Annotated in this window: 16 protein-coding genes; 4 read left to right on the plus strand and 12 right to left on the minus strand. The window is 58.4% G+C overall.

Going from position 1 to position 21,284, the window contains the following annotated elements; genetic code table 11:
- The 4 genes from AC2FF8_RS19180 to rpsL form a co-directional block, all read right to left on the minus strand.
- Positions 1-488, minus strand: a 488-nt coding sequence (locus AC2FF8_RS19180) for a GTP-binding protein (RefSeq protein ID WP_496880483.1), incomplete at its 3' end; no start/stop codon positions are given.
- A gap of 60 nt (positions 489-548) precedes the next feature.
- A complete protein-coding gene (gene fusA / locus AC2FF8_RS19185; protein WP_171172533.1) occupies positions 549-2,666 on the minus strand; it encodes an elongation factor G in 2,118 nt (705 codons plus the stop codon).
- An 18-nt stretch (positions 2,667-2,684) separates the two neighbouring features.
- Positions 2,685-3,155 (minus strand): 30S ribosomal protein S7, encoded by a 471-nt coding sequence (rpsG, locus tag AC2FF8_RS19190; RefSeq protein ID WP_010441203.1) that lies wholly within the window; start codon positions 3,153-3,155, stop codon positions 2,685-2,687.
- A gap of 15 nt (positions 3,156-3,170) precedes the next feature.
- The gene (gene rpsL / locus AC2FF8_RS19195; protein ID WP_005621086.1) at positions 3,171-3,542 is read right to left on the minus strand and encodes a 30S ribosomal protein S12; all 372 of its coding nucleotides are present in this window, start codon (positions 3,540-3,542) and stop codon (positions 3,171-3,173) included.
- Positions 3,543-3,932: 390 nt separating this feature from the next.
- Between rpsL and AC2FF8_RS19200 the strand changes: the two genes are divergently transcribed.
- Entirely contained in the window at positions 3,933-4,739 is an 807-nt protein-coding gene (locus AC2FF8_RS19200; RefSeq protein WP_496880484.1) for a putative rhamnosyl transferase, read from the plus strand.
- Between the two features lie 4 nt (positions 4,740-4,743).
- Positions 4,744-5,550 (plus strand): putative rhamnosyl transferase, encoded by an 807-nt coding sequence (locus AC2FF8_RS19205; protein ID WP_496880507.1) that lies wholly within the window; start codon positions 4,744-4,746, stop codon positions 5,548-5,550.
- Here AC2FF8_RS19205 and AC2FF8_RS19210 read toward each other — a convergent pair.
- The 6 genes from AC2FF8_RS19210 to rplJ form a co-directional block, all read right to left on the minus strand.
- On the minus strand, positions 5,535-6,404 hold the full coding sequence (locus AC2FF8_RS19210; protein ID WP_496880485.1) for a DMT family transporter: 870 nt from the start codon (positions 6,402-6,404) through the stop codon (positions 5,535-5,537). The two genes, AC2FF8_RS19205 and AC2FF8_RS19210, sit on opposite strands and share 16 nt — an antisense overlap.
- Positions 6,405-6,494: 90 nt before the next feature.
- Entirely contained in the window at positions 6,495-6,944 is a 450-nt protein-coding gene (locus AC2FF8_RS19215; RefSeq protein ID WP_496880486.1) for a hypothetical protein, read from the minus strand.
- Positions 6,945-7,163: 219 nt separating this feature from the next.
- The gene (gene rpoC / locus AC2FF8_RS19220) at positions 7,164-11,405 is read right to left on the minus strand and encodes a DNA-directed RNA polymerase subunit beta' (RefSeq protein ID WP_480686088.1); all 4,242 of its coding nucleotides are present in this window, start codon (positions 11,403-11,405) and stop codon (positions 7,164-7,166) included.
- 50 nt (positions 11,406-11,455) lie between these two features.
- On the minus strand, positions 11,456-15,592 hold the full coding sequence (gene rpoB / locus AC2FF8_RS19225; protein ID WP_170347264.1) for a DNA-directed RNA polymerase subunit beta: 4,137 nt from the start codon (positions 15,590-15,592) through the stop codon (positions 11,456-11,458).
- A gap of 250 nt (positions 15,593-15,842) precedes the next feature.
- Positions 15,843-16,220 (minus strand): 50S ribosomal protein L7/L12, encoded by a 378-nt coding sequence (gene rplL, locus AC2FF8_RS19230; RefSeq protein WP_152459178.1) that lies wholly within the window; start codon positions 16,218-16,220, stop codon positions 15,843-15,845.
- Positions 16,221-16,299: 79 nt separating this feature from the next.
- The gene (gene rplJ, locus AC2FF8_RS19235; protein ID WP_170347265.1) at positions 16,300-16,818 is read right to left on the minus strand and encodes a 50S ribosomal protein L10; all 519 of its coding nucleotides are present in this window, start codon (positions 16,816-16,818) and stop codon (positions 16,300-16,302) included.
- Positions 16,819-17,148: 330 nt separating this feature from the next.
- Here rplJ and AC2FF8_RS19240 point away from each other — a divergent pair, with 330 nt between their 5' ends.
- The gene (locus tag AC2FF8_RS19240; RefSeq protein WP_496880487.1) at positions 17,149-18,420 is read left to right on the plus strand and encodes a DUF2254 domain-containing protein; all 1,272 of its coding nucleotides are present in this window, start codon (positions 17,149-17,151) and stop codon (positions 18,418-18,420) included.
- Positions 18,421-18,485: 65 nt separating this feature from the next.
- Here the strand turns inward: AC2FF8_RS19240 and rplA are convergent, their stop codons facing one another.
- Both rplA and rplK read right to left on the minus strand, forming a co-directional pair.
- Positions 18,486-19,184, minus strand: a complete 699-nt coding sequence (gene rplA / locus AC2FF8_RS19245; RefSeq protein ID WP_257599368.1) for a 50S ribosomal protein L1 — start codon at positions 19,182-19,184, stop codon at positions 18,486-18,488.
- Between the two features lies 1 nt (position 19,185).
- Positions 19,186-19,635, minus strand: a complete 450-nt coding sequence (gene rplK, locus AC2FF8_RS19250; protein ID WP_170347267.1) for a 50S ribosomal protein L11 — start codon at positions 19,633-19,635, stop codon at positions 19,186-19,188.
- A gap of 382 nt (positions 19,636-20,017) precedes the next feature.
- Here rplK and AC2FF8_RS19255 point away from each other — a divergent pair, with 382 nt between their 5' ends.
- Positions 20,018-21,247 carry a peptidoglycan-binding domain-containing protein gene (locus AC2FF8_RS19255; protein ID WP_496874037.1) on the plus strand — a complete coding sequence of 410 codons (1,230 nt, stop codon included), beginning with the start codon at positions 20,018-20,020 and terminating at the stop codon, positions 21,245-21,247.
- The last annotated feature ends 37 nt before the right edge of the window (positions 21,248-21,284 follow it).

Below are 21,284 nucleotides of genomic sequence, written 5' to 3' on the forward strand. Positions count from 1 at the left end.
ATATCGTCGCCGGGGTAGTCGTAGCTGGACAGCAGTTCGCGAACTTCCATCTCAACCAGTTCCAGCAGCTCTTCGTCATCAACCTGGTCAACTTTGTTCAGGAACACGACCATCTTCGGGATGCCAACCTGGCGGCCCAGCAGGATGTGCTCGCGCGTTTGCGGCATCGGGCCGTCAGCGGCGTTCACAACCAGGATCGCGCCGTCCATCTGCGCCGCACCGGTGATCATGTTCTTGACGTAGTCAGCGTGGCCGGGGCAGTCGACATGCGCATAGTGGCGGTTGTCGGTCTCGTATTCCACGTGGGCGGTCGAGATGGTGATGCCGCGCGCTTTCTCTTCCGGCGCACCGTCAATCTGGTCATACGCTTTGAAGTCACCAAAATACTTGGTGATTGCTGCGGTCAGCGTGGTCTTGCCGTGGTCAACGTGGCCAATCGTGCCGATGTTGACGTGCGGTTTTGTACGCTCAAACTTTTCCTTTGCCATGATGGCCTCCTTTTTCGGTAATGAAGGGAGCGTGATACCCACGCTCCCCCAAATCTTCGCTTATGCGTATTTCGCCTGGATCTCGTCCGAGATGTTCTGCGGAACCGGATCGTAGTGGTCGAACTGCATGGTGAACTGGGCACGGCCCGACGACATCGAACGCAGGGTGTTGATGTAACCGAACATGTTCGCCAGCGGAACGAATGCGTCGATCGCGATTGCGTTGCCGCGCGGCTCCTGACCAGACACCTGGCCACGACGCGAGGTCAGGTCGCCGATGATACCGCCGGTGTATTCTTCCGGGGTGATCACTTCGACCTTCATGATCGGTTCCAGCAGTTTCGCGCCGGCTTTGCGCATGCCTTCACGCATGCACATACGGGCAGCGATTTCGAACGCCAGAACGCTCGAGTCGACGTCGTGGAACTTACCGTCCAGCAGGGCAACCTTGAAGTCGATCACGGGGAAGCCAGCCAGAGGGCCGCTGTCCATGACAGACTGGATGCCTTTTTCGACGCCCGGGATGTATTCCTTCGGAACAGCACCACCAACGATGCGGCTTTCGAACGAATAACCTTCGCCGGGCTCGGTCGGAGTGATCTCAAGCTTGACCTCGGCGAACTGACCCGAACCACCCGACTGTTTCTTGTGGGTGTAGGTATGTTCGACCGGCATCGAGATGGTTTCACGATAGGCCACCTGCGGCGCACCGATGTTGGCCTCGACCTTGAACTCGCGCTTCAGGCGGTCAACCAGGATGTCCAGGTGAAGTTCGCCCATGCCCTTCATGATGGTCTGACCCGATTCCAGGTCGGTTTCCACGCGGAAGGACGGGTCTTCGGCGGCCAGACGCGCCAGACCCTGAGACATCTTTTCCTGGTCGCCCTTGGTTTTGGGCTCGACCGCGATCTCGATCACCGGATCGGGGAAGGTCATGGTTTCCAGAACCACCGGATCCTTGGCGTCACACAGGGTGTCACCCGTGGTGGTGTCTTTCAGACCCGCCAACGCGATGATGTCGCCTGCAAACGCTTCTTCGATCTCTTCCCGGTTGTTCGAGTGCATCATCATCATGCGACCGATGCGCTCTTTCTTGCCTTTGGTCGAGTTCAGGATCGAGTCACCCTTGTTCAGCACACCCGAGTAAATCCGGGTGAAGGTCAGCGAGCCAACGAAGGGGTCGTTCATGATTTTGAACGCCAGGCCCGAGAAGGCCATGTCATCGTCAGCGCGACGCGCGATGTTACGGACTTCTTCTTCGTCACCGGGTTTGAAGCCCATGTAGTCGACAACGTCCAACGGGCTGGGCAGGTAGTCGATCACAGCGTTGAGCAGCGGCTGAACGCCTTTGTTTTTGAACGCGGAACCACCCAGTACCGGAACGAACGCGATGTCCAGCGTACCCTTGCGCAGCAGTTTGCGCAGGGTCGGAACGTCGGGCTCATTGCCTTCCAGGTATTCCATCATCGCGTCGTCGTCCATTTCGACGGCCGCTTCGATCATCTTGCCGCGCCATTCTTCAGCCATGTCTTTCAGGCTGTCGCGGATCGGTGCTTTGATCCAGCTTGCGCCCAGATCTTCGCCCTGCCACAGCCATTCTTCCATGGTGACCAGGTCGATCAGACCTTCCAGCTCGGACTCGGCGCCGATCGGGATACCAACCGGAACAGCACGTGCGCCGGTGCGGTCTTCGATCATGCGAACGCAGTTGAAGAAATCTGCGCCGATCTTGTCCATCTTGTTGACGAAAACCATGCGCGGAACCTTGTAGCGGTCAGCCTGACGCCACACGGTTTCGGTCTGGGGCTCAACACCGGCGTTTGCGTCCAGAACGCAGACGGCACCGTCGAGAACCGCCAGCGAGCGTTCAACTTCGATGGTGAAGTCAACGTGGCCGGGGGTGTCGATGATGTTCAGGCGGTGCTTGGGGGTATCGGCGGTTTTACCGTCTTCGGTGCGTTCCCAGAAAGTGGTGGTCGCAGCCGAGGTGATGGTGATGCCGCGTTCCTGCTCCTGCTCCATCCAGTCCATGGTGGCGGCACCATCGTGCACCTCACCGATGTTGTGGGATTTACCAGTATAATACAGGATGCGTTCCGAGCAGGTCGTCTTGCCTGCATCGATGTGCGCCATGATACCGAAGTTACGGTATAGTTCGAGCGGATATTCGCGTGCCATTTGGATAAGCCTCTAGAATTACCAGCGGTAATGGCTGAAGGCTTTGTTCGCCTCGGCCATCTTGTGGGTGTCTTCGCGCTTCTTAACGGCAGTACCGCGGGACTGTACGGCGTCCAGCAGCTCGCCGGCGAGGCGTTCTTCCATGGTGTTTTCGTTGCGGCCGCGCGCAGCGGTGATCAGCCAGCGGATGGCCAGTGCTTCGCGGCGCTCGGGGCGCACTTCGACCGGAACCTGGTAGGTTGCACCACCAACCCGGCGCGAGCGAACCTCGACCGACGGTTTGATGTTGTCGAGCGCTTCGTGGAACACTTCGACAGGAGCGCGCTTTACCTTGTTCTCAACGCGATCAAATGCGTTGTAGACGATGCGCTCTGCGACCGACTTCTTGCCGTCGATCATCAGGTTGTTCATGAATTTGGTCAGTACCTTGTCGCCAAATTTGGCGTCAGGCAGGACTTCGCGTTTTTCGGCGGCGTGACGACGTGACATATCAGCCTCTCCTTCTTACTTGGGACGCTTCGCGCCGTATTTCGAACGACGTTGCTTACGGTCTTTGACGCCCTGAGTATCCAGAACACCGCGCAGGATGTGGTAACGCACACCGGGAAGGTCTTTCACACGGCCGCCACGGATCAGAACAACCGAGTGTTCCTGCAAGTTGTGGCTTTCACCGGGGATGTACGAGATGACCTCGAATCCGTTGGTCAGGCGCACCTTGGCAACTTTACGCATCGCCGAGTTCGGCTTTTTAGGCGTAGTGGTATAGACACGTGTGCAGACACCGCGCTTTTGCGGGCACTGCTCCAGGTGCATGGACTTCGAGCGTTTGACTTTGGGCTGCCGCGGCTTGCGGATCAGCTGTTGAATAGTTGGCATTCCGGTTCTTTCCCCGTTTTGCAACACACATGACATGCACGCGCGTTGCGTGCGGCTAAATTCGCTGCGCTTATGCGTCCACAAGCGCAAAACCCACGAGCGTTCCCATTCCGAGGTGAACGTCGCGGTTGGTTCTCAGAGGGCGCGAACTGCAAAATTGTCCGGGCCTTGACCAGTTCATTACTGGAATCGGCTACGGGGCGGCCCCCGGTACCGAGATGACGCGCGTATAGGGGGAGTCGTCCCAAGTGTCAACAGCACGATACCGGCCCCCTGGCGCACGCGTTGGATGCGGCCTGTTGGATTGTCATTCCTGCGCGACGCCATCCCGGTTGCGGCCGAACCGCGGCAAGGGCATAGTCGGGTCGAATACCTGCTGATGGATTACAGATGCAAGTGATTGGCCTTTGCCGGTTTTCCTATCCCGCAACGGGCGGTTTTCGGCTGAATCGGGATACGATCGAAGAGCAGCGGCAATTCCTGTATGCCACCGACCGGCTGGAAGAGCGCTTTCGCCTGTTTGAGACCGTCACCCTGCCCAGCTTTCGCACCCAGACAGATGAGGCGTTCGAGTTGTATGTTTTGACCGGGACGTGCCTGCCTCAGATCCATGCGGTCCGGCTGCGCGACCTGACCGCCGGGATCAAACAGATCCGTATCATTGCAAAAGAACCGGGGGATCATAAGCAGATCGTTCGAGAGGTGCTGAACACCGCCCGGGCGGACCCGCATCAGCCCTGCGTGCAGTTTCGGCATGATGACGATGACGCCGTTTCCGTTGATTTCATAGAACGCCTCCGCGCGGCTGTCGTCGAAAACACAGGGCTGATGCAGCAGAGCGAGTCCGTCGGAATAGATTTCAATCAAGGTTACATCGCCCGGCGCGAGGCCCGCGGAATTCGGGCCGCTCGGGTCTATCGATCGCTGCTGGGCGTTGGCCTGGGCATGTATATTCAAGCCGGCAGCACGCGGACGATATTTGACCGGTTGCACAACAGGCTCGCCCGGTTCATGCCCGTGGTCAGCTATCCGGACACGCCCATGTGGGTTAGGATGCTTCACGCGTACAACGACTCGGACCACGCGCGCAAAGATACCAGCGAGCTATCGCCTTTCACGCCTGAACAGGCAGAAGACTTGCGGGTACGGTTCTCGATCGACCCTGACGCGTTCGAGGCCAGATATGCGGCACGCTGAGAAAATGCAGGTCATCGGTCTTTGCCGGTTTTCCTATCCCGCAATTGGCGGCTTTCAGACAACGCACGAGAGTGTCGAAGAAAGACGGCGGTTCCTGTACCAGCACGACAGGTTGGAAGAGCGGTTTCGCCTGTTCGAAACGGTCGCCCTGCCCGGTTTCAAAAAACAGTCCGACGAAGATTTCCAGTTGGTGATCTTGGTCGGCGACTGCCTGCCCAAACCGGCATTCGACCGCCTCAACGATCTGACCGGTGGGCTGAAACAGGTGCGCATAGTCGCGAAACCTCCGGGGCGGCACAGAAAAGTCATGCAGGAAATCCTGAATTCGGCGCGGAACAATCCCGACCAACCCTGCCTTCAGTTTCGTCACGACGACGATGATGCAGTGGCCGTGGATTTTGTCGAGCGGTTCCGGGGGTGTGTCAGGGACTGCATCGGCTTGTTCGAAAGGCACGCGATGGTCGCCGTTGACTTCAACTGCGGTTATCTGGCTCGCGCCAATGCGGATGGTATTCAAGCCGTTCGCGTACACCGCCCTTTGATATCAGCCGGTCTGGGAATGTACGTGCGGGGCGGGCAACAGAAATCGATCATGAATTTTGCCCATAACAGGATCAACCGCGCGATGCCCGTTGTGACCCGACCCGATAGTCCGATGTGGGTACGGGGATTGAACCGGTTCAATGACTCACCACGAACCAGAAACATGGATGTCGCGCTCAACCCTCTTACCCGGCAGCAAGAGCTCGAGTTTCAAACCCGTTTCGCCATTGATCCGGACATGGTCAGACGGAGTCACGCCAAGCCCTGACGCGCACGTGCCCGGAACAACGTGAACAGGCCAGCACCCACGATCAGTGCAGCACCCAGCATCGTCAGGCTGTCGGGCCATTCGTCAAACACGACCCAACCCAACCCGAGCGCCCAGATCAGGCTGGAATACCTGAACGGTGCAACGAATCCGACATCTCCCTGACGCATGACCATGACGCTGAACAAATAGCCAAGCAGCACAAACACGGCCGCCGCCGCGACCAGGGAACCCGCTGTTGCCGAAACCGCAACCCATCCTTCGAGAACCGAGGCCATTGCCGCAGCCCCTGCAATGGAAACCGAAGTGGCCAGCGTAACCAGCATTGACGGCACGTCGGCTGACATGCGTCGCGTGATGAGGTCCCGAACTGTAATCGAGGCCACTGCAACCAGCGCATAGATGGAATACACGCTGAACCCCTCTGGCCCGGGTCTTACGATCAGCAGCATTCCGGCGAAACCCACGGCGATTGCCAAAGCGCGTCGCCATCCAACCTGTTCGGAAAAAACCAAAGCAGCACCTAGGGTTACCGTAAGAGGCAATGCCTGAAGAATGGCCGTAACATTGGCAAGCGGCATGTTCTTCAGCGCCGTCAGGAAAAAGAATGTCGCCGCCAGCTCTGCAAGGCAGCGCAGTGCAACCAGCCACTTGTCATGGCGCGAAAAATCCAGATGCAACGCGCCTAGTGACCGGGCAAGTACATAGATCAGAAATACCGCCAGAAACCCGCGCATGGCCACCAACTGAAACAATGGCAGGTCCTGCAAGGCAACCTTCACCAGCGTGTCGTTCAGGGTAAAGGCAGCCATGCTGCCTATCATCAGCAAAGCGCCTTTTGTGTTTGGAGTCATGCTGCTTCGGGCTCCGAGGCTATAGATCGCCCCGCATTGGCCGCGGAGTCGGGCTTGATGTCAATATCACACCAAGGGGTACAGATATCATCAACCGAACGGGAGGATGGTCCCGAACAGATTCAGGCTTGAAGGCTCTGTCATGTCTTTTACAAACTCCACCCAGTCTTCTCCGTATACAAGTTCGAAAAACACAGGATATTTCCACACGAAATTATGAAAGGAAAAGGTCGTCACCAACGCGCCAACCGTGAGCGCCCCGGCGAACTCTCGCAGTTTTCCTTTCAGAAACAGCATGACCATGATGCAGGCCCCGCCTGCGAGGCCGAGGCTGACGAAATCCTGCGTTCCTACCTTGCCGGGCACCGGAATGCCAACCGATTGATATTGAATCAGGCGGGACAGGAAGACCGCAAAAACACCCAGTAAAAAAGCCCCCAGAAACGCAGCGGGATAACCCAGGCGTTGCCAGATACTCTCGGTTCGAGGAAGAGGCGACTTGCGCGTGTTTTCTTCCGAGCGCTGTTTGATCCGCGCCACACGGTCCTCGAAAGAGTTGCTTTTGATGTCCATGGGTCAGCTCGAAATAATCCGAAAACACAGTACAGCGCTAAACCACCGATTGCAGAACCACAAGCCTGATGCAATAGGGTCAAAGGCTGCGCTCTGTCACGAAGGTTCACAATTGCGTACCTGAAGCGGCAACAAAAAAGGCCCCACGAAATCGCAGGGCCTTTTTTTGGTTTTGAATGACGCGGTTTATTCGCGGCTTTCCGGTGTTTCGACCAGAACGTCCAGCTCATCCCCGACCATATCATCATCCATGATCGGTGCGGCCAGGGCGGCGGCGGCCTCGGCCTCTTCCCGGCGTGCTTCGATCACCACGTTGTCACGCGACTGCGCGATGTGGCGGACGGCCTGGGTTGCCCCACCGGTACCGGCGGGGATCAGGCGACCGACGATGACGTTCTCTTTCAGGCCGACCAGCTTGTCCTTCTTGCCCTGAACCGAAGCTTCGGTCAGCACGCGGGTGGTCTCCTGGAACGACGCCGCAGAGATGAACGAGCGCGTCTGCAACGAAGCTTTGGTGATCCCCAGCAGGATCGGCTCACCCTGAGCAGGGCGACCACCGCGGGCGATGGTCTTCTCGTTGGCCGCGTCGAACTCCTGCTTGTCGACATGTTCGCCTTTCAGCAGGGTGGTGTCGCCCGAATCCAGGATCTCCCACTTCTGCAACATCTGGCGCACGATGACCTCGATGTGCTTGTCGTTGATCTTCACGCCTTGCAGGCGATACACGTCCTGCACTTCGTCGATCATGTAATCCGCCAGCGCTTCGACACCCATGATGGACAGGATGTCATGCGGCGCAGGGTTACCGTCCATCAGGTATTCACCCTTCTGGATGAAATCCCCTTCGGCGACCGGGATGTGCTTGCCCTTGGGCACCATGTATTCGATGGTCTCCATGGACTCGTCCGCCGGTTCGATGCTGATGCGGCGCTTGTTCTTGTAGTCGCGGCCAAAGCGCACGTAACCATCTGCCTCGGCGATGATCGCGTGATCCTTGGGACGGCGCGCTTCGAACAGTTCGGCCACACGCGGCAGACCACCGGTGATGTCCTTGGTCTTGGCACCTTCGCGCGGAATACGCGCGACGACGTCGCCGGCCTCGATCTTCTGGCCATCTTCGACCGACAGGATCGCATCCACCGACATCGGATAGTGAACCGGGTTGCCCGCGTCGTTGCGGACCGGCTCGCCGTTGTCGTCCACCAGAATGATCTCGGGCTTGAGGTCGCTGCCCTTGGGGGCGGCACGCCAGTCGATCACGATCTTTTGGGTCATGCCGGTTGCTTCGTCGGTCTCGTCGCGGACAGCGAGGCCCGAAACCAGATCGACATATTTTGCAGTACCGGCTTTCTCGGCGATGATCGGCAGGGTGTAGGGATCCCACTCGAACAGCTTGTCGCCACGGGCCACCTTGGTGCCGTCCTTGACGAACAGCTTGGAGCCATAGCCCAGCTTGTGGCTGGCACGCTCTTCGCCGTGTTCGTCCTTGATCACCAACTTCATGTTCCGGCCCATGACCAGGCTTTCGCCTGCTGCGTTGACCAGAATCTGCGGGTTCTCGAAGGAAACGACACCTTCCTGGCTGGCTTCCTGGAACGACTGCTGACCACCTTGCGCAACACCACCGATGTGGAAGGTCCGCATGGTCAGCTGTGTACCGGGTTCACCGATGGACTGCGCCGCGATGATACCGACAGCTTCACCCGTGTTCACCATGGTACCGCGTGCAAGGTCACGACCATAGCAGGTCGCACAGACGCCTTCCTCGGATTCGCAGGTCAGAGGCGAGCGGATGCGCATCGACTGAACACCGGCTTCGTCGATCATGTCGGCCATACGTTCGTCGATGAGCTGACCGGCTGCGACGATCACCTCATCGGTGCCCGGACGCAGAACATCGTCAGCGGCTACACGGCCCAGCACACGTTCGGCCAGCGAGGCGACAACCTCACCGTCATTCACGGCTGCTTCGGCGGTGATCGCACGCTCGGTGCCGCAGTCGATCTCACGAACGATGCAGTCCTGCGCCACGTCCACCAGACGACGGGTCAGGTAACCCGAGTTTGCCGTCTTCAGAGCGGTATCCGACAGACCCTTACGGGCACCGTGGGTCGAGTTGAAGTACTCGAGAACGGTCAGACCTTCCTTGAAGTTCGAGATGATCGGCGTCTCGATGATGTCACCGTTCGGCTTGGCCATCAGGCCGCGCATACCGCCCAGCTGTTTCATCTGAGTGACCGAGCCACGCGCACCCGAGTGGGCCATCATGTAGACCGAGTTCGGCTCCATGTCCGACCCGTCTTCGGCCTTGGCTACGTCCGAGATCGTGCTCATCATCGCCTCGGTCACGCGGTCGTTACACTTCGACCAGGCATCGACAACCTTGTTGTACTTTTCGCCCTGAGTGATCAGGCCGTCCATGTACTGCTGTTCAAAGTCTTTCACCTGACTGCGCGTTTCGTCGACGATGCTCCACTTGTCGTCCGGGATGACCATGTCATCCTTGCCGAACGAGATGCCCGCCTTGAACGCTTCCTTGAAGCCCATCGACATGATCTGGTCACAGAAGATCACCGACTCTTTCTGACCGCAGTAACGGTAGACGGTGTCGATCACCTGCTGCACTTCTTTTTTCCGCAACAGACGGTTGACCAGATCGAACGGTGCCTTGTTGTTCATCGGCAGCAACGCACCCAGACGCAGACGGCCCGGAGTGGTTTCATAACGCTTCTGAACTTCGTTGCCTTCTTCGTCGATCTGCGCGATCCGGGCAGTGATTTTCGAGTGCAGATGCACCTCGCCCGCGTCCAACGCATGCTGAACTTCGTCGATCGACCCAAAGACCTTGCCTTCGCCCGGCATGCCTTCGCGTTCCAGGGTCACATAGTACAGACCCAGGATCATATCCTGCGACGGAACGATGATCGGCGCGCCGTTTGCAGGCGACAGAACGTTGTTCGTCGACATCATCAGAACACGCGCTTCCAGCTGGGCCTCAAGACTCAGTGGGACGTGAACGGCCATCTGGTCGCCGTCGAAGTCGGCGTTGAAGGCCGAACAGACCAGCGGGTGCAGCTGGATCGCCTTGCCTTCGATCAGGACAGGTTCGAACGCCTGAATGCCAAGACGGTGCAGCGTCGGCGCACGGTTCAGCATGACAGGGTGTTCGCGGATCACCTCATCGAGGATATCCCACACTTCGGGACGCTCTTTCTCGACCAGTTTCTTCGCCTGTTTCACGGTCGAAGACAGACCCTTGGCTTCAAGGCGCGAGTAGATGAACGGCTTGAACAGTTCCAGCGCCATCTTCTTGGGCAGACCACACTGGTGCAGCTTCAGCTCGGGGCCGGTCACGATGACCGAACGGCCCGAGAAGTCGACGCGCTTACCCAGAAGGTTCTGACGGAAGCGGCCCTGCTTGCCTTTCAGCATGTCCGACAGCGATTTCAACGGACGCTTGTTGGCGCCGGTGATCACGCGGCCACGACGGCCATTGTCGAACAGAGCATCCACGGATTCCTGCAACATCCGCTTTTCGTTGCGGACGATGATGTCAGGCGCGCGCAGTTCGATCAGACGCTTCAGACGGTTGTTCCGGTTGATGACGCGGCGATACAGATCGTTCAGATCCGAAGTCGCAAAGCGGCCACCATCCAGCGGAACCAGCGGACGCAGTTCCGGCGGAATGACCGGGATCACGGTCATCACCATCCATTCGGGCCGGTTGCCCGACTCGAGGAAGGATTCAACAACCTTCAGACGCTTGATGATTTTCTTGGGCTTCAGCTCGCCGGTTGCTTCGGCCAGATCAGCGCGCAGCTGCTCGGCTTCGGCTTCCAGATCGATCTGGGCCAGCATCTCACGGATGGCTTCGGCACCGATATTGGCGGTGAACGCGTCCATGCCATAGGCATCCTGCGCATCCATGTACTCTTCTTCGGTTAGCATCTGGCCGTAGGTCAGGTCAGTCAGACCGGGCTCGATGACGACATAGTTTTCAAAGTACAGAACACGTTCCAGATCGCGCAGCGTCATGTCCAGCATCAGACCGATGCGGCTGGGCAGCGATTTCAGGAACCAGATATGTGCAACAGGCGCGGCCAGTTCGATGTGGCCCATACGCTCGCGGCGGACTTTCTGCAGGGTGACTTCCACGCCACACTTTTCGCAGACAACGCCGCGATACTTCATCCGCTTATATTTGCCGCACAGGCATTCGTAATCTTTGATCGGGCCAAAGATACGCGCGCAGAACAGACCGTCACGTTCAGGCTTGAACGTCCGGTAGTTGATGGTTTCGGGTTTCTTGATCTCACCATAGGACCAAGACAGAATCCGTTCAGGGCTGGCCAATGAGACTTTGATTTCGTCAAAGACTTTCGGCGGCGTCAGCGGGTTGAACGGGTTGTTGGTGATTTCCTGGTTCATTTGTTACCTCAAATCTTGCGGAAGGGGGGACGGGAGAAAGGGCAGCGCCCTCACTCCTCAACCTCCGCATCCAGGAGTTCCATATTCAGGCCGAGGCCACGGACTTCTTTCACCAGAACGTTGAACGATTCCGGTACGCCCGCTTCAAAGTTATCCTCGCCCTTGACGATCGACTCATAGACCTTGGTCCGGCCGGCGACGTCATCCGATTTCACCGTCAGCATCTCCTGCAGGGTGTAGGCGGCGCCGTAAGCTTCCAGAGCCCAGACCTCCATCTCACCAAAGCGCTGACCACCGAACTGCGCCTTACCACCCAGCGGCTGCTGGGTGACCAGGCTGTACGGCCCGGTCGAACGCGCGTGGATTTTGTCGTCCACAAGGTGGTGCAGTTTCAGCAGGTACTTGATGCCCACGGTCACCGGACGTGCGAATTGCTCACCCGTACGACCGTCGAACAGGATCGACTGACCGCTTTGCGAGAAGCCCGCACGCACCAGCGCATCGTTGACGTCCGCCTCTTTGGCGCCGTCAAAGACCGGGGTAGCGATCGGAACACCGCGGGTGACGTTGCTGGCCGCTTCGATCAGCTGATCCTCGTCCATGCCGCTGATGCCCTCTTCATAGACATCCTCGCCATAGGCGTGTTTCATCGCGTCACGGACCGGCGTCAGGTCGCCTGAACGGCGGTATTCCTGCAGCGCCTCATCGATGTTCAGACCCAGACCGCGTGCGGCCCAACCCATGTGGGTTTCAAGGATCTGACCAACGTTCATACGCGAAGGCACACCCAGCGGGTTCAGACAGAAGTCAACCGGCGTACCATCGGCCAGGAACGGCATGTCTTCCATCGGAACAACCTTGGAAATCACCCCCTTGTTCCCGTGACGACCGGCCATCTTGTCGCCCGGCTGCAACTTGCGTTTCACGGCGATGAAGACTTTGACCATCTTCATCACACCCGGCGGCAGATCGTCGCCACGACGGACTTTCTCGACCTTGTCTTCGAAACGGGCGTCCAGAGCACGCTTTTGCACTTCGTACTGCTCGTTCAGAGCTTCGACGATCTGCGCGTCCTTCTCGTCTTCCAGCGCCAGCTGCCACCACTGACCACGGGTCAGGGTTTCCAGCAGCTCCTCGGTGATCACCGACCCCGCTTTGACGCCTTTCGGGCCTTTGACAGCGGTTTTGCCCAGGATCAGACCTTGCAGACGTGCATAGATGTTGCGGTCAAGGATCGCCAGCTCGTCGTCCCGGTCACGGGCCAGACGTTCGACTTCCTCACGCTCGATCTGCAACGCACGCTCGTCCTTTTCGACGCCGTGACGGTTGAAGACGCGAACCTCGACGACCGTACCGTAATCGCCCGGCTTCACGCGCAGCGAGGTGTCGCGTACGTCAGATGCTTTTTCACCGAAAATGGCGCGCAGCAGCTTTTCTTCCGGGGTCATCGGGCTTTCGCCCTTCGGAGTGATCTTGCCGACCAGAATGTCGCCCGGCTCCACATCCGCGCCGATGTAAACGATGCCGGCCTCGTCGAGGTTGCGCAGCGCTTCTTCACCAACGTTCGGGATGTCGCGGGTGATCTCTTCCGGGCCCAGCTTGGTGTCACGGGCGGCGACTTCAAACTCCTCGATATGGACCGAGGTAAAGACGTCATCACGCGCGATACGTTCCGAGATCAGGATCGAGTCTTCGTAGTTGTAACCGTTCCACGGCATGAACGCGACGACCACGTTCTTACCCAAAGCCAGTTCACCCATATCGGTCGACGGACCATCGGCAATGACCTCGCCCTTCTGGACGGTGTCACCCACCTTGATCAGCGGACGCTGGTTGATGCAGGTGTTCTGGTTCGACCGCTGGAACTTGCGCAGACGATAGATGTCCACGCCAGCGTCGCCCAGTTCCAGATCTTCGGTGGCGCGGATCACGATACGCTGGGCATCGACCTGGTCGATGATACCGGCGCGTTTCGCCTGAATCGCAGCGCCCGAGTCGATGGCAACCTTTTCCTCGATGCCGGTACCGACCAGCGGCGCCTCGGCCCGCAGCAGCGGAACCGCCTGACGTTGCATGTTCGAGCCCATCAGAGCGCGGTTCGCGTCGTCGTTTTCCAGGAACGGAATCAGCGAGGCCGCAACCGACACCAGCTGTTTCGGCGACACGTCGATCAGGTCGACATTCTCGCGCGGGGCCAGGGTGTAGTCACCCGCCTGACGGGTCGAGACCAGATCGTTGATGAACTTGCCGCTTTCATCCAGCGTCGCGTTGGCCTGCGCCACGGTGTGACGCATTTCCTCGGTCGCGGACATGTAGTGGACCTCGTCGGTCACCTGCCCGTCTTTCACGACGCGATAAGGCGTTTCGATGAAGCCGTACTTGTTCACGCGGGCAAAGGTGGCCAGCGAGTTGATCAGACCGATGTTCGGGCCTTCCGGCGTTTCGATCGGGCACATCCGGCCATAGTGGGTCGGGTGAACGTCGCGCACCTCGAAGCCCGCACGCTCACGGGTCAGACCACCGGGGCCAAGCGCCGAAAGACGGCGTTTGTGGGTGACTTCCGACAGCGGGTTGGTCTGGTCCATGAACTGCGACAGCTGCGAGCTGCCGAAGAATTCACGCACCGCGGCCGCGGCCGGTTTCGCGTTGATCAGATCCTGCGGCATGACGGTGTCGATCTCGACCGACGACATGCGCTCCTTGATGGCGCGCTCCATGCGCAGCAGGCCGACGCGGTACTGGTTTTCCATCAGTTCGCCGACCGAACGCACACGACGGTTGCCGAGGTGGTCGATATCGTCCACATCGCCTTTGCCGTCACGCAGTTCCACCAGCGCCTTGATGCAGGCCACGATGTCTTCGCGGCGCAGAGTACGCAGGGTGTCGGGCGCGTCCAGTGCCAGACGCATATTCATCTTCACGCGGCCGACGGCGGACAGGTCATAACGCTCGCTGTCGAAGAACAGCGTGTCGAACAGGGCCGACGCAGCCTCGACGGTGGGCGGCTCACCCGGACGCATGACGCGGTAGATATCCATCAGCGCGCTTTCACGGTTCACGTTCTTGTCCTGAGCCATGGTGTTGCGCATGTACGGGCCGACATTGACGTTGTCGATGTCCAGAACCGGGATGTCGGTGATGCCCGCGTCGATCAGTTCCTTGACGGTACCGCCGATCAGGTCGCCATCTTTGTCATATTCCAGCGTCAGTTCATCACCGGCTTCGACATAGATCGCGCCGGTTTCTTCGTTGATGATGTCCTTGGCGACATACTTGCCAACGATGTGATCAAACGGAACCAGCAGATCGGTAACGGTGCCTTCGTCGATCAGCTTCTTGACCGCGCGAGGCGTTACTTTCTTGCCCGCTTCAGCAATCACTTCACCTGATTTGGCGTCGATCAGATCATAGGTCGGGCGGGTGCCGCGCACGCGCTCGGGGAAGAACGGAGTGACCCAACCCTTATTCTTGTCCAGCTTGTAGGACACGGTGTTGTAATACGCGTCCATGATCGCTTCCTGATCCAGACCCAGCGCATAAAGCAGGGTTGTCACAGGCAGTTTGCGGCGACGGTCGATCCGGGCGAACACGATGTCCTTGGCGTCGAACTCAAAGTCCAGCCAGCTGCCGCGATACGGGATGATACGGCAGGCAAACAGCAGCTTGCCCGAGGAATGGGTCTTGCCTTTGTCATGGTCAAAGAACACGCCGGGCGAACGGTGCATCTGCGATACGATCACACGCTCGGTCCCGTTCACGACAAAGGTGCCGTTCGGCGTCATCAAAGGCATATCGCCCATGAAGACATCCTGTTCCTTGATGTCTTTTACCGATTTAGCACCGGTATCCTCATCGACATCGAACACGATCAGACGCAGTGTAACCTTCAGCGGCGCGCTGTAGGTCATGTCGCGTTGCATACATTCTTCGACGTCGTATTTGGGTTTTTCCAGATCGTATTTCACGAATTCCAGAACGGAGGTTTCGTTGAAATCCTTGATCGGGAAAACCGACTGGAACACACCTTTGATGCCTTCGCCGTCCGTCGGCTGCTCTGCATCGCCGGAGCGCAGGAAAAGATCATAAGAAGATTTCTGTACCTCAATGAGGTTCGGCATTTCCAGCACTTCGCGGATTTTGCCGTAATATTTACGAAGACGTTTCTGGCCAAGGAACGTTTGAGCCATGTCAGATGTCACCTTTCGATGTTCTCAGCGGGCAAAGACACCGTCGGGCCCCGGCATCTTGCACAATCGAGACAACACGTCCGGATCAATTCATGGCCACCGTCCCGAAGGCGGCCTCCCGATCCGAAAACCGTGTCTTAGAAAACGCCTCAGGTCTTGAGGCCCTTTCTAAGACAGGTTCGGCTGGACCCGGATTTCTCCGGACCCAGCCAAATTTTTCGGCACATCAGCGATGCACCTGAGACCAAGCTTAGGCCAGCTCGACTTCGGCGCCAGCTGCTTCCAGCTTGGCTTTGACGTCTTCTGCTTCTGCTTTGTCCACGCCTTCTTTGATCTTGCCGCCGGCTTCGACCAGTTCCTTGGCTTCTTTCAGGCCCAGGCCGGTGATGCCGCGAACTTCTTTGATGACGTTGATTTTCGATGCGCCGGCGTTCTTCAGAACGACGTCGAATTCGGTTTTTTCTTCCTCAGCTGCACCACCGGCGTCGCCAGCTGCACCTGCGACCATTACGGCGCCGCCAGCTGCGGGCTCGATGCCGTATTCGTCTTTGAGGATGGTTTTCAGTTCTTGTGCTTCCAGCAGGGTCAGACCCACGATGCTTTCTGCGAGTGCTTTCAGATCAGCCATTTTATCAGCTCTTTCCGTTTACAGTGTGTGTTCCAACGTCAGGGCATGCGCCCCACGCAGATCATTCAGTGCCAACCGCTTACGCAGCTTCCGCCTTCTCTTCGATGGTGGAAAGGATGCTTGCGATATTGCTTGCAGGTGCGCCAATCGCGCCGGCGATGTTCGAAGCAGGTGCGCCAATGCAGCCCACGATCGAAGCAATAAGCTCCTCGCGAGACGGCATTTTCGAAACAGCTTCGACGCCTTTGCGGTCCAGAGCGTTCTCGCCCATTGCACCGCCAAGGATTTCGAACTTCTTGTTCTCCTTGGCGAAGTCCTCGGCCACTTTGGCTGCTGCCACAGGGTCCTCGGAATAGGTCAGAACGGTCATCCCTGTCAGCAGGTCGGCCATGTTTTCACACGGCTTACCCTCGAGGGCGATTTTGGCGAGCCTGTTCTTGGCAACACGCACGGAACCGCCCGCTTCGCGTGCACGCGCGCGCAGGTCCTGCATCTCGGCAACTGTCAGACCGGCGTAGTGGGCAACCACTACGACGCCAGAGCTTTCGAAGATTTGGCCGAGTTCCTCGACCACTTTCTCTTTCTGGGCTCTATCCACAGTTCTCTCCAAGTTAGGGGCGAAATCTCACCCCGGCTCATATTTGCCGCAGCTTTCGCTTCGGCGTTCAGGTCCTTGTTACGGGATTGGCCAAAATGCGCCCGAGGGTGGGACCCCCAGAATTCTTTGGTCTTACCCGTCTCAGGCAGGGAATTAAGGGGCCGAATGGACCCACCCACCGTCTTGGACGAAACAAAACAAAGCGCACGACGAATCGCACGCTTTGTTCCGCAGGTCTTATTAGGGCAGATGGCCGGGGTTTCCAAGGGGTAAATTGGCCCGAACCCCAAGCCGGTAGACAATGACCGCAAACCCGAACAGGATCAACGGATGATCAAGTTGAAATCCATTTCCAAGCCGCAATTCCTGTTTCGTCAGATTTCTCGCCAATTGTGGGTTCGCACCAGCCTGATCGCCGCTCTCGCCGTGGTCAGCGCAGGGATTGGCACCTACCTCGGCGGCTTCGTCCCCGACTTTCTCACACAACGGCTGAGCACCGAGGCCGTGGCAAAGATCCTCGGCATTCTGGCGTCGTCCATGCTGGCGGTCACGACCTTTTCGCTGTCGATCATGGTCGCGGCACAGCGATGGGCCTCGAACCAGTCCTCCCCGCGCGCCCAGCAGGTGATCGAAGAAGACAGTGTCTCGCAAAACGTGCTGGCCACGTTTCTCGGCGCATTCATCTTCGCGCTCGTATCGCTGATCCTTGTCGAAACCGGGGTCTACACCCAGCAGTCCATCGCCGTTGCGCTTGCGTTCACCTTGGTGGTGATCTTTTTGGTGACACTGGCGCTCTTGCTCTGGATCGACCAATTGCCCAGCTATGGCAGCATCTCCGAAACGGCGCGCAAGATAGAAAACAACGCCAGGGGCACCTTGGCCCGAGCCATAGAACTGCCGTGCCTCGGAGCCATTCCGTATCAAGCCGCCGCGGATGTTCCGCAAACAGGTCACGACGTGCGGGCCAGTTCGACAGGGAATGTGCGCCACGTGGATGTCGGTATGCTGAACTCCTGCGCCGAAGAGAATGACTGCGAGATCTGGATCATGGCGCTGCCGGGGCAATTCGTGACGGAAGGCCAGCCCCTGGCCAGAGCGACCCGGAAAATGGATGGTGAAACCATCGGGGAAGCCTTCGTGATCGGGACCGAGCGCAGCTTCAATCAAGACCCCCGCTTTGGCATTCAAACCCTGTCCGAAATCGCGCAGCGCGCGCTCTCGCCGGGCATCAACGACCCAATGACGGCAATTCAGATGGTCGAGAGGTTGCTGCGGGTTCTCCTGCCACTTGGCTCGCGGCCCACCCAACCCGCCGACCCGCAATTCCCGAGAATCCATGCCCCCGAGATCGCGATCGACACGTTCCTGCGTGACGCTTATGCGGCCATTTCCCGGGATGCCGGTGACAAAATCGAAGTCCACGAGGCCATTCTCAGCGCGCTGACCCGACTGACGCAGACTCAAGACGGAGCAATGACAACCGCGGCCCGGGCGGCTGCGAACCAGGCATTGACCGTTGCCGAGCGCGACCTCAGGCTGGAGGCCGACAAGGCACGCGTGCGCGAAATACCCAATCAGGTCACAGTCGAACCTGCTATCTGAGAGCAAAAGAAAACCCCGGGCAGGATGACCGCCCGGGGCTCGACTTTCCGAAAGAACGTGTCGGCTTATTCGCCCGAAGCTTGCGCCACATCCACGGTCACGCCTGGGCCCATGGTCGAACTCAGCGCGATTTTCTTCATATAGGTGCCCTTGGCGCCCGACGGTTTCGCCTTGGCAACGGCCGAGATGAAGGCACGAACGTTTTCCGCCAGCTTGGCTTCGTCGAACGACGCCTTGCCAACGCCTGCGTGCACGACACCACCTTTTTCCGCCTTGAACTGAACTTCACCACCCTTGGCTGCTTCCACGGCCGCTTTCACGTCCATGGTCACGGTGCCGACCTTGGGGTTCGGCATCAGGTTGCGGGGGCCCAGAACCTTACCCAGACGACCGACGATCGGCATCATGTCCGGGGTTGCGATGCAACGGTCAAAGTCGATGTTGCCGGCCTGGATGCTTTCCATCAGGTCTTCTGCACCAACGATATCCGCGCCTGCTTCTTTCGCTTCGTCCGCCTTGGGGCCACGTGCGAACACGGCAACGCGCATCGCTTTACCTGTGCCGTTCGGCAGGCCGACAACACCGCGAACCATCTGGTCTGCGTGACGGGTGTCAACGCCCAGGTTCATCGCGATTTCGATGGTCTCGTCGAATTTCGAGGTTGCGTTGGCTTTGACCAGGGCAACTGCTTCTTCAACCGACAGGTTTTCCTTGCCGGCGACAGCTTCGCGCGCAGCGCGGGTACGTTTACCGAGTTTTGCCATCTTATTTCACCTCGATGCCCATGGAACGGGCCGAGCCCAGGATGATCTTCATTGCGCCTTCGACGTCGGTCGCGTTCAGATCCTTCATTTTGGCTTCGGCGATCTCGCGCACCTGCTTGGTGGTCACGGTTGCCACGGTCTCACGGCCGGGGTTCTCCGCGCCACGGGGGCGGTTACGCTTGCCGACCGGCTTCAGACCAGCCGCTTTTTTCAGGTAATAAGACGCGGGCGGCGTCTTGATGTCCATGGTGAAGGACTTGTCCTGATAATAGGTGATCACGGTCGGGCACGGAGCGCCGGGCTCCATGTCTGCTGTCTTGGCGTTGAACGCCTTGCAGAATTCCATGATGTTGATGCCGCGCTGACCCAGCGCCGGACCAACTGGCGGCGACGGGTTCGCCTGACCTGCAGGAACCTGCAGTTTCATTGTACCAGCAAGCTTCTTGGCCATTTGGTTTTCCTTTCAACTTGGGTGAAACGCGTCCCACCCAGATTATGTTGCGTGGTCCGGTCCGGGATCGCGACCCCGGCAACCTCCCACGAGAGAATCTCGCCCGAAGACGATAGAGGCGGCGTTTACATGGGATCAGGAGAGATGACAAGTGGTTGGCGCGCCAATCGGACAACACCGAATCAAACCCCGAGAGGATTCTTGCCGCCTGCGAGGCTGCACGCGTGTCTCCGTACAGTTTCGAATTCCTCTAACAATTTGCAAAGACGTGAAAAACCACCAGTTCGCCGCCGATCAATCGCAACATAGGCGCTTGCTTCCCCACAACATGGATGACCGTGCTATAATCCGTTAAAAATGTGATTATTGGTGGAGGTTAATTATGATACTTCGTTTGGCTTTAACTCTTGGCATCGCCTTTTCTCTTGCTGCGGCCATCCCTCAAACGGCGCGGGCCGACGCTGGAGAGTTTCTTGGTGGTGCGGTCGTCGGCGGGATCGTTGGTTACGCAATTGGCAAGGACCAACAAAAGAAGAAATCTCAGCGAACAACCACATCGAACCGCACCTATCGGTCAGGTATTCCATCGACCACGCAAGGTGCGCAAACCCAGACCGCGCTCAATTACTTCGGGTACAATGCAGGACGGGTCGATGGTCAGGTCGGTCGCGGCACCCGGTCCGCAATCGAACGCTATCAGGCCTCGATGGGTTATCCTGTAAACGGCTATGATTTTCAGCCGTATCAGTATGACTTTCTGATGCAAGCCTATTACTGGGCTACAAGCGGTGGACAGGCGACGACGCAACTTGCGGGTCAACCGCTTCTGATGGCGTATCGCCGTCAGGTGCAAACGGGATCTGCTTTGGCTGCTGCCCCTCAGGCTCCGGCACAAACCGCCCCGGCACAACCTGTTCCGGTTGCGACACCGCAAGAACCTGAGCCCGAGACAACCGAAACAACGTCTGCCAGCCTGCCGAGCCTGTTTTCCGGCGGCACCGGAGGCCCGTCGCTGGCCAATCGCTGTAGCGGGGTCATGCTGCAAACATCTACCAATGGCGGCTATACGACCCTGGCGAACATGTCCGATCCCGACTTTGCGCTCAGTGAACAGTTCTGCCTTGCCCGCAGCTACGCGATGGCGCGCGGTGAAGATCTGATTCAGGATATCCAGGGACTGACACCGGAGCAGGTCAGCGCCCAATGCGATTCATACGGTGAAATGGTGGCGCCTCAGGTTGATGCTCTGTCGATCAACTCGAAAACCGAGGCTGAAACCCAGATGCGCAAGCTGGCGCTGGACTCGGGCCTCAGCCCCCAAGATCTTGCCGCGACAAGCAAGGTCTGCCTGGCGATCGGCTATCGTCAGGACAACATGGATGCCGCGCTTGGATCTGCCCTGATGCTGGTCGCAATGGGTGAGCCGGCCTATGGCGAGTTGATTGGCCACCATCTGCGCGAAGGCTTCGGTGTGCAGAAACGTCGCGACCTTGCGATGCAGTGGTATGACGCGAGCCTTTCGGCACTGGATGCCGGATCGCAGGCTGTGTTCCTGCCATCCCAGACCGACCGCCCGCAACTCTTGCGCGCGGCCATGGTTCAGGCGCAATAGGTCGATACGTTTTCAGCGAATACCTGAACAAAAAAAC

It is taken from the genome of Ruegeria sp. YTSA144 (assembly GCF_059610125.1).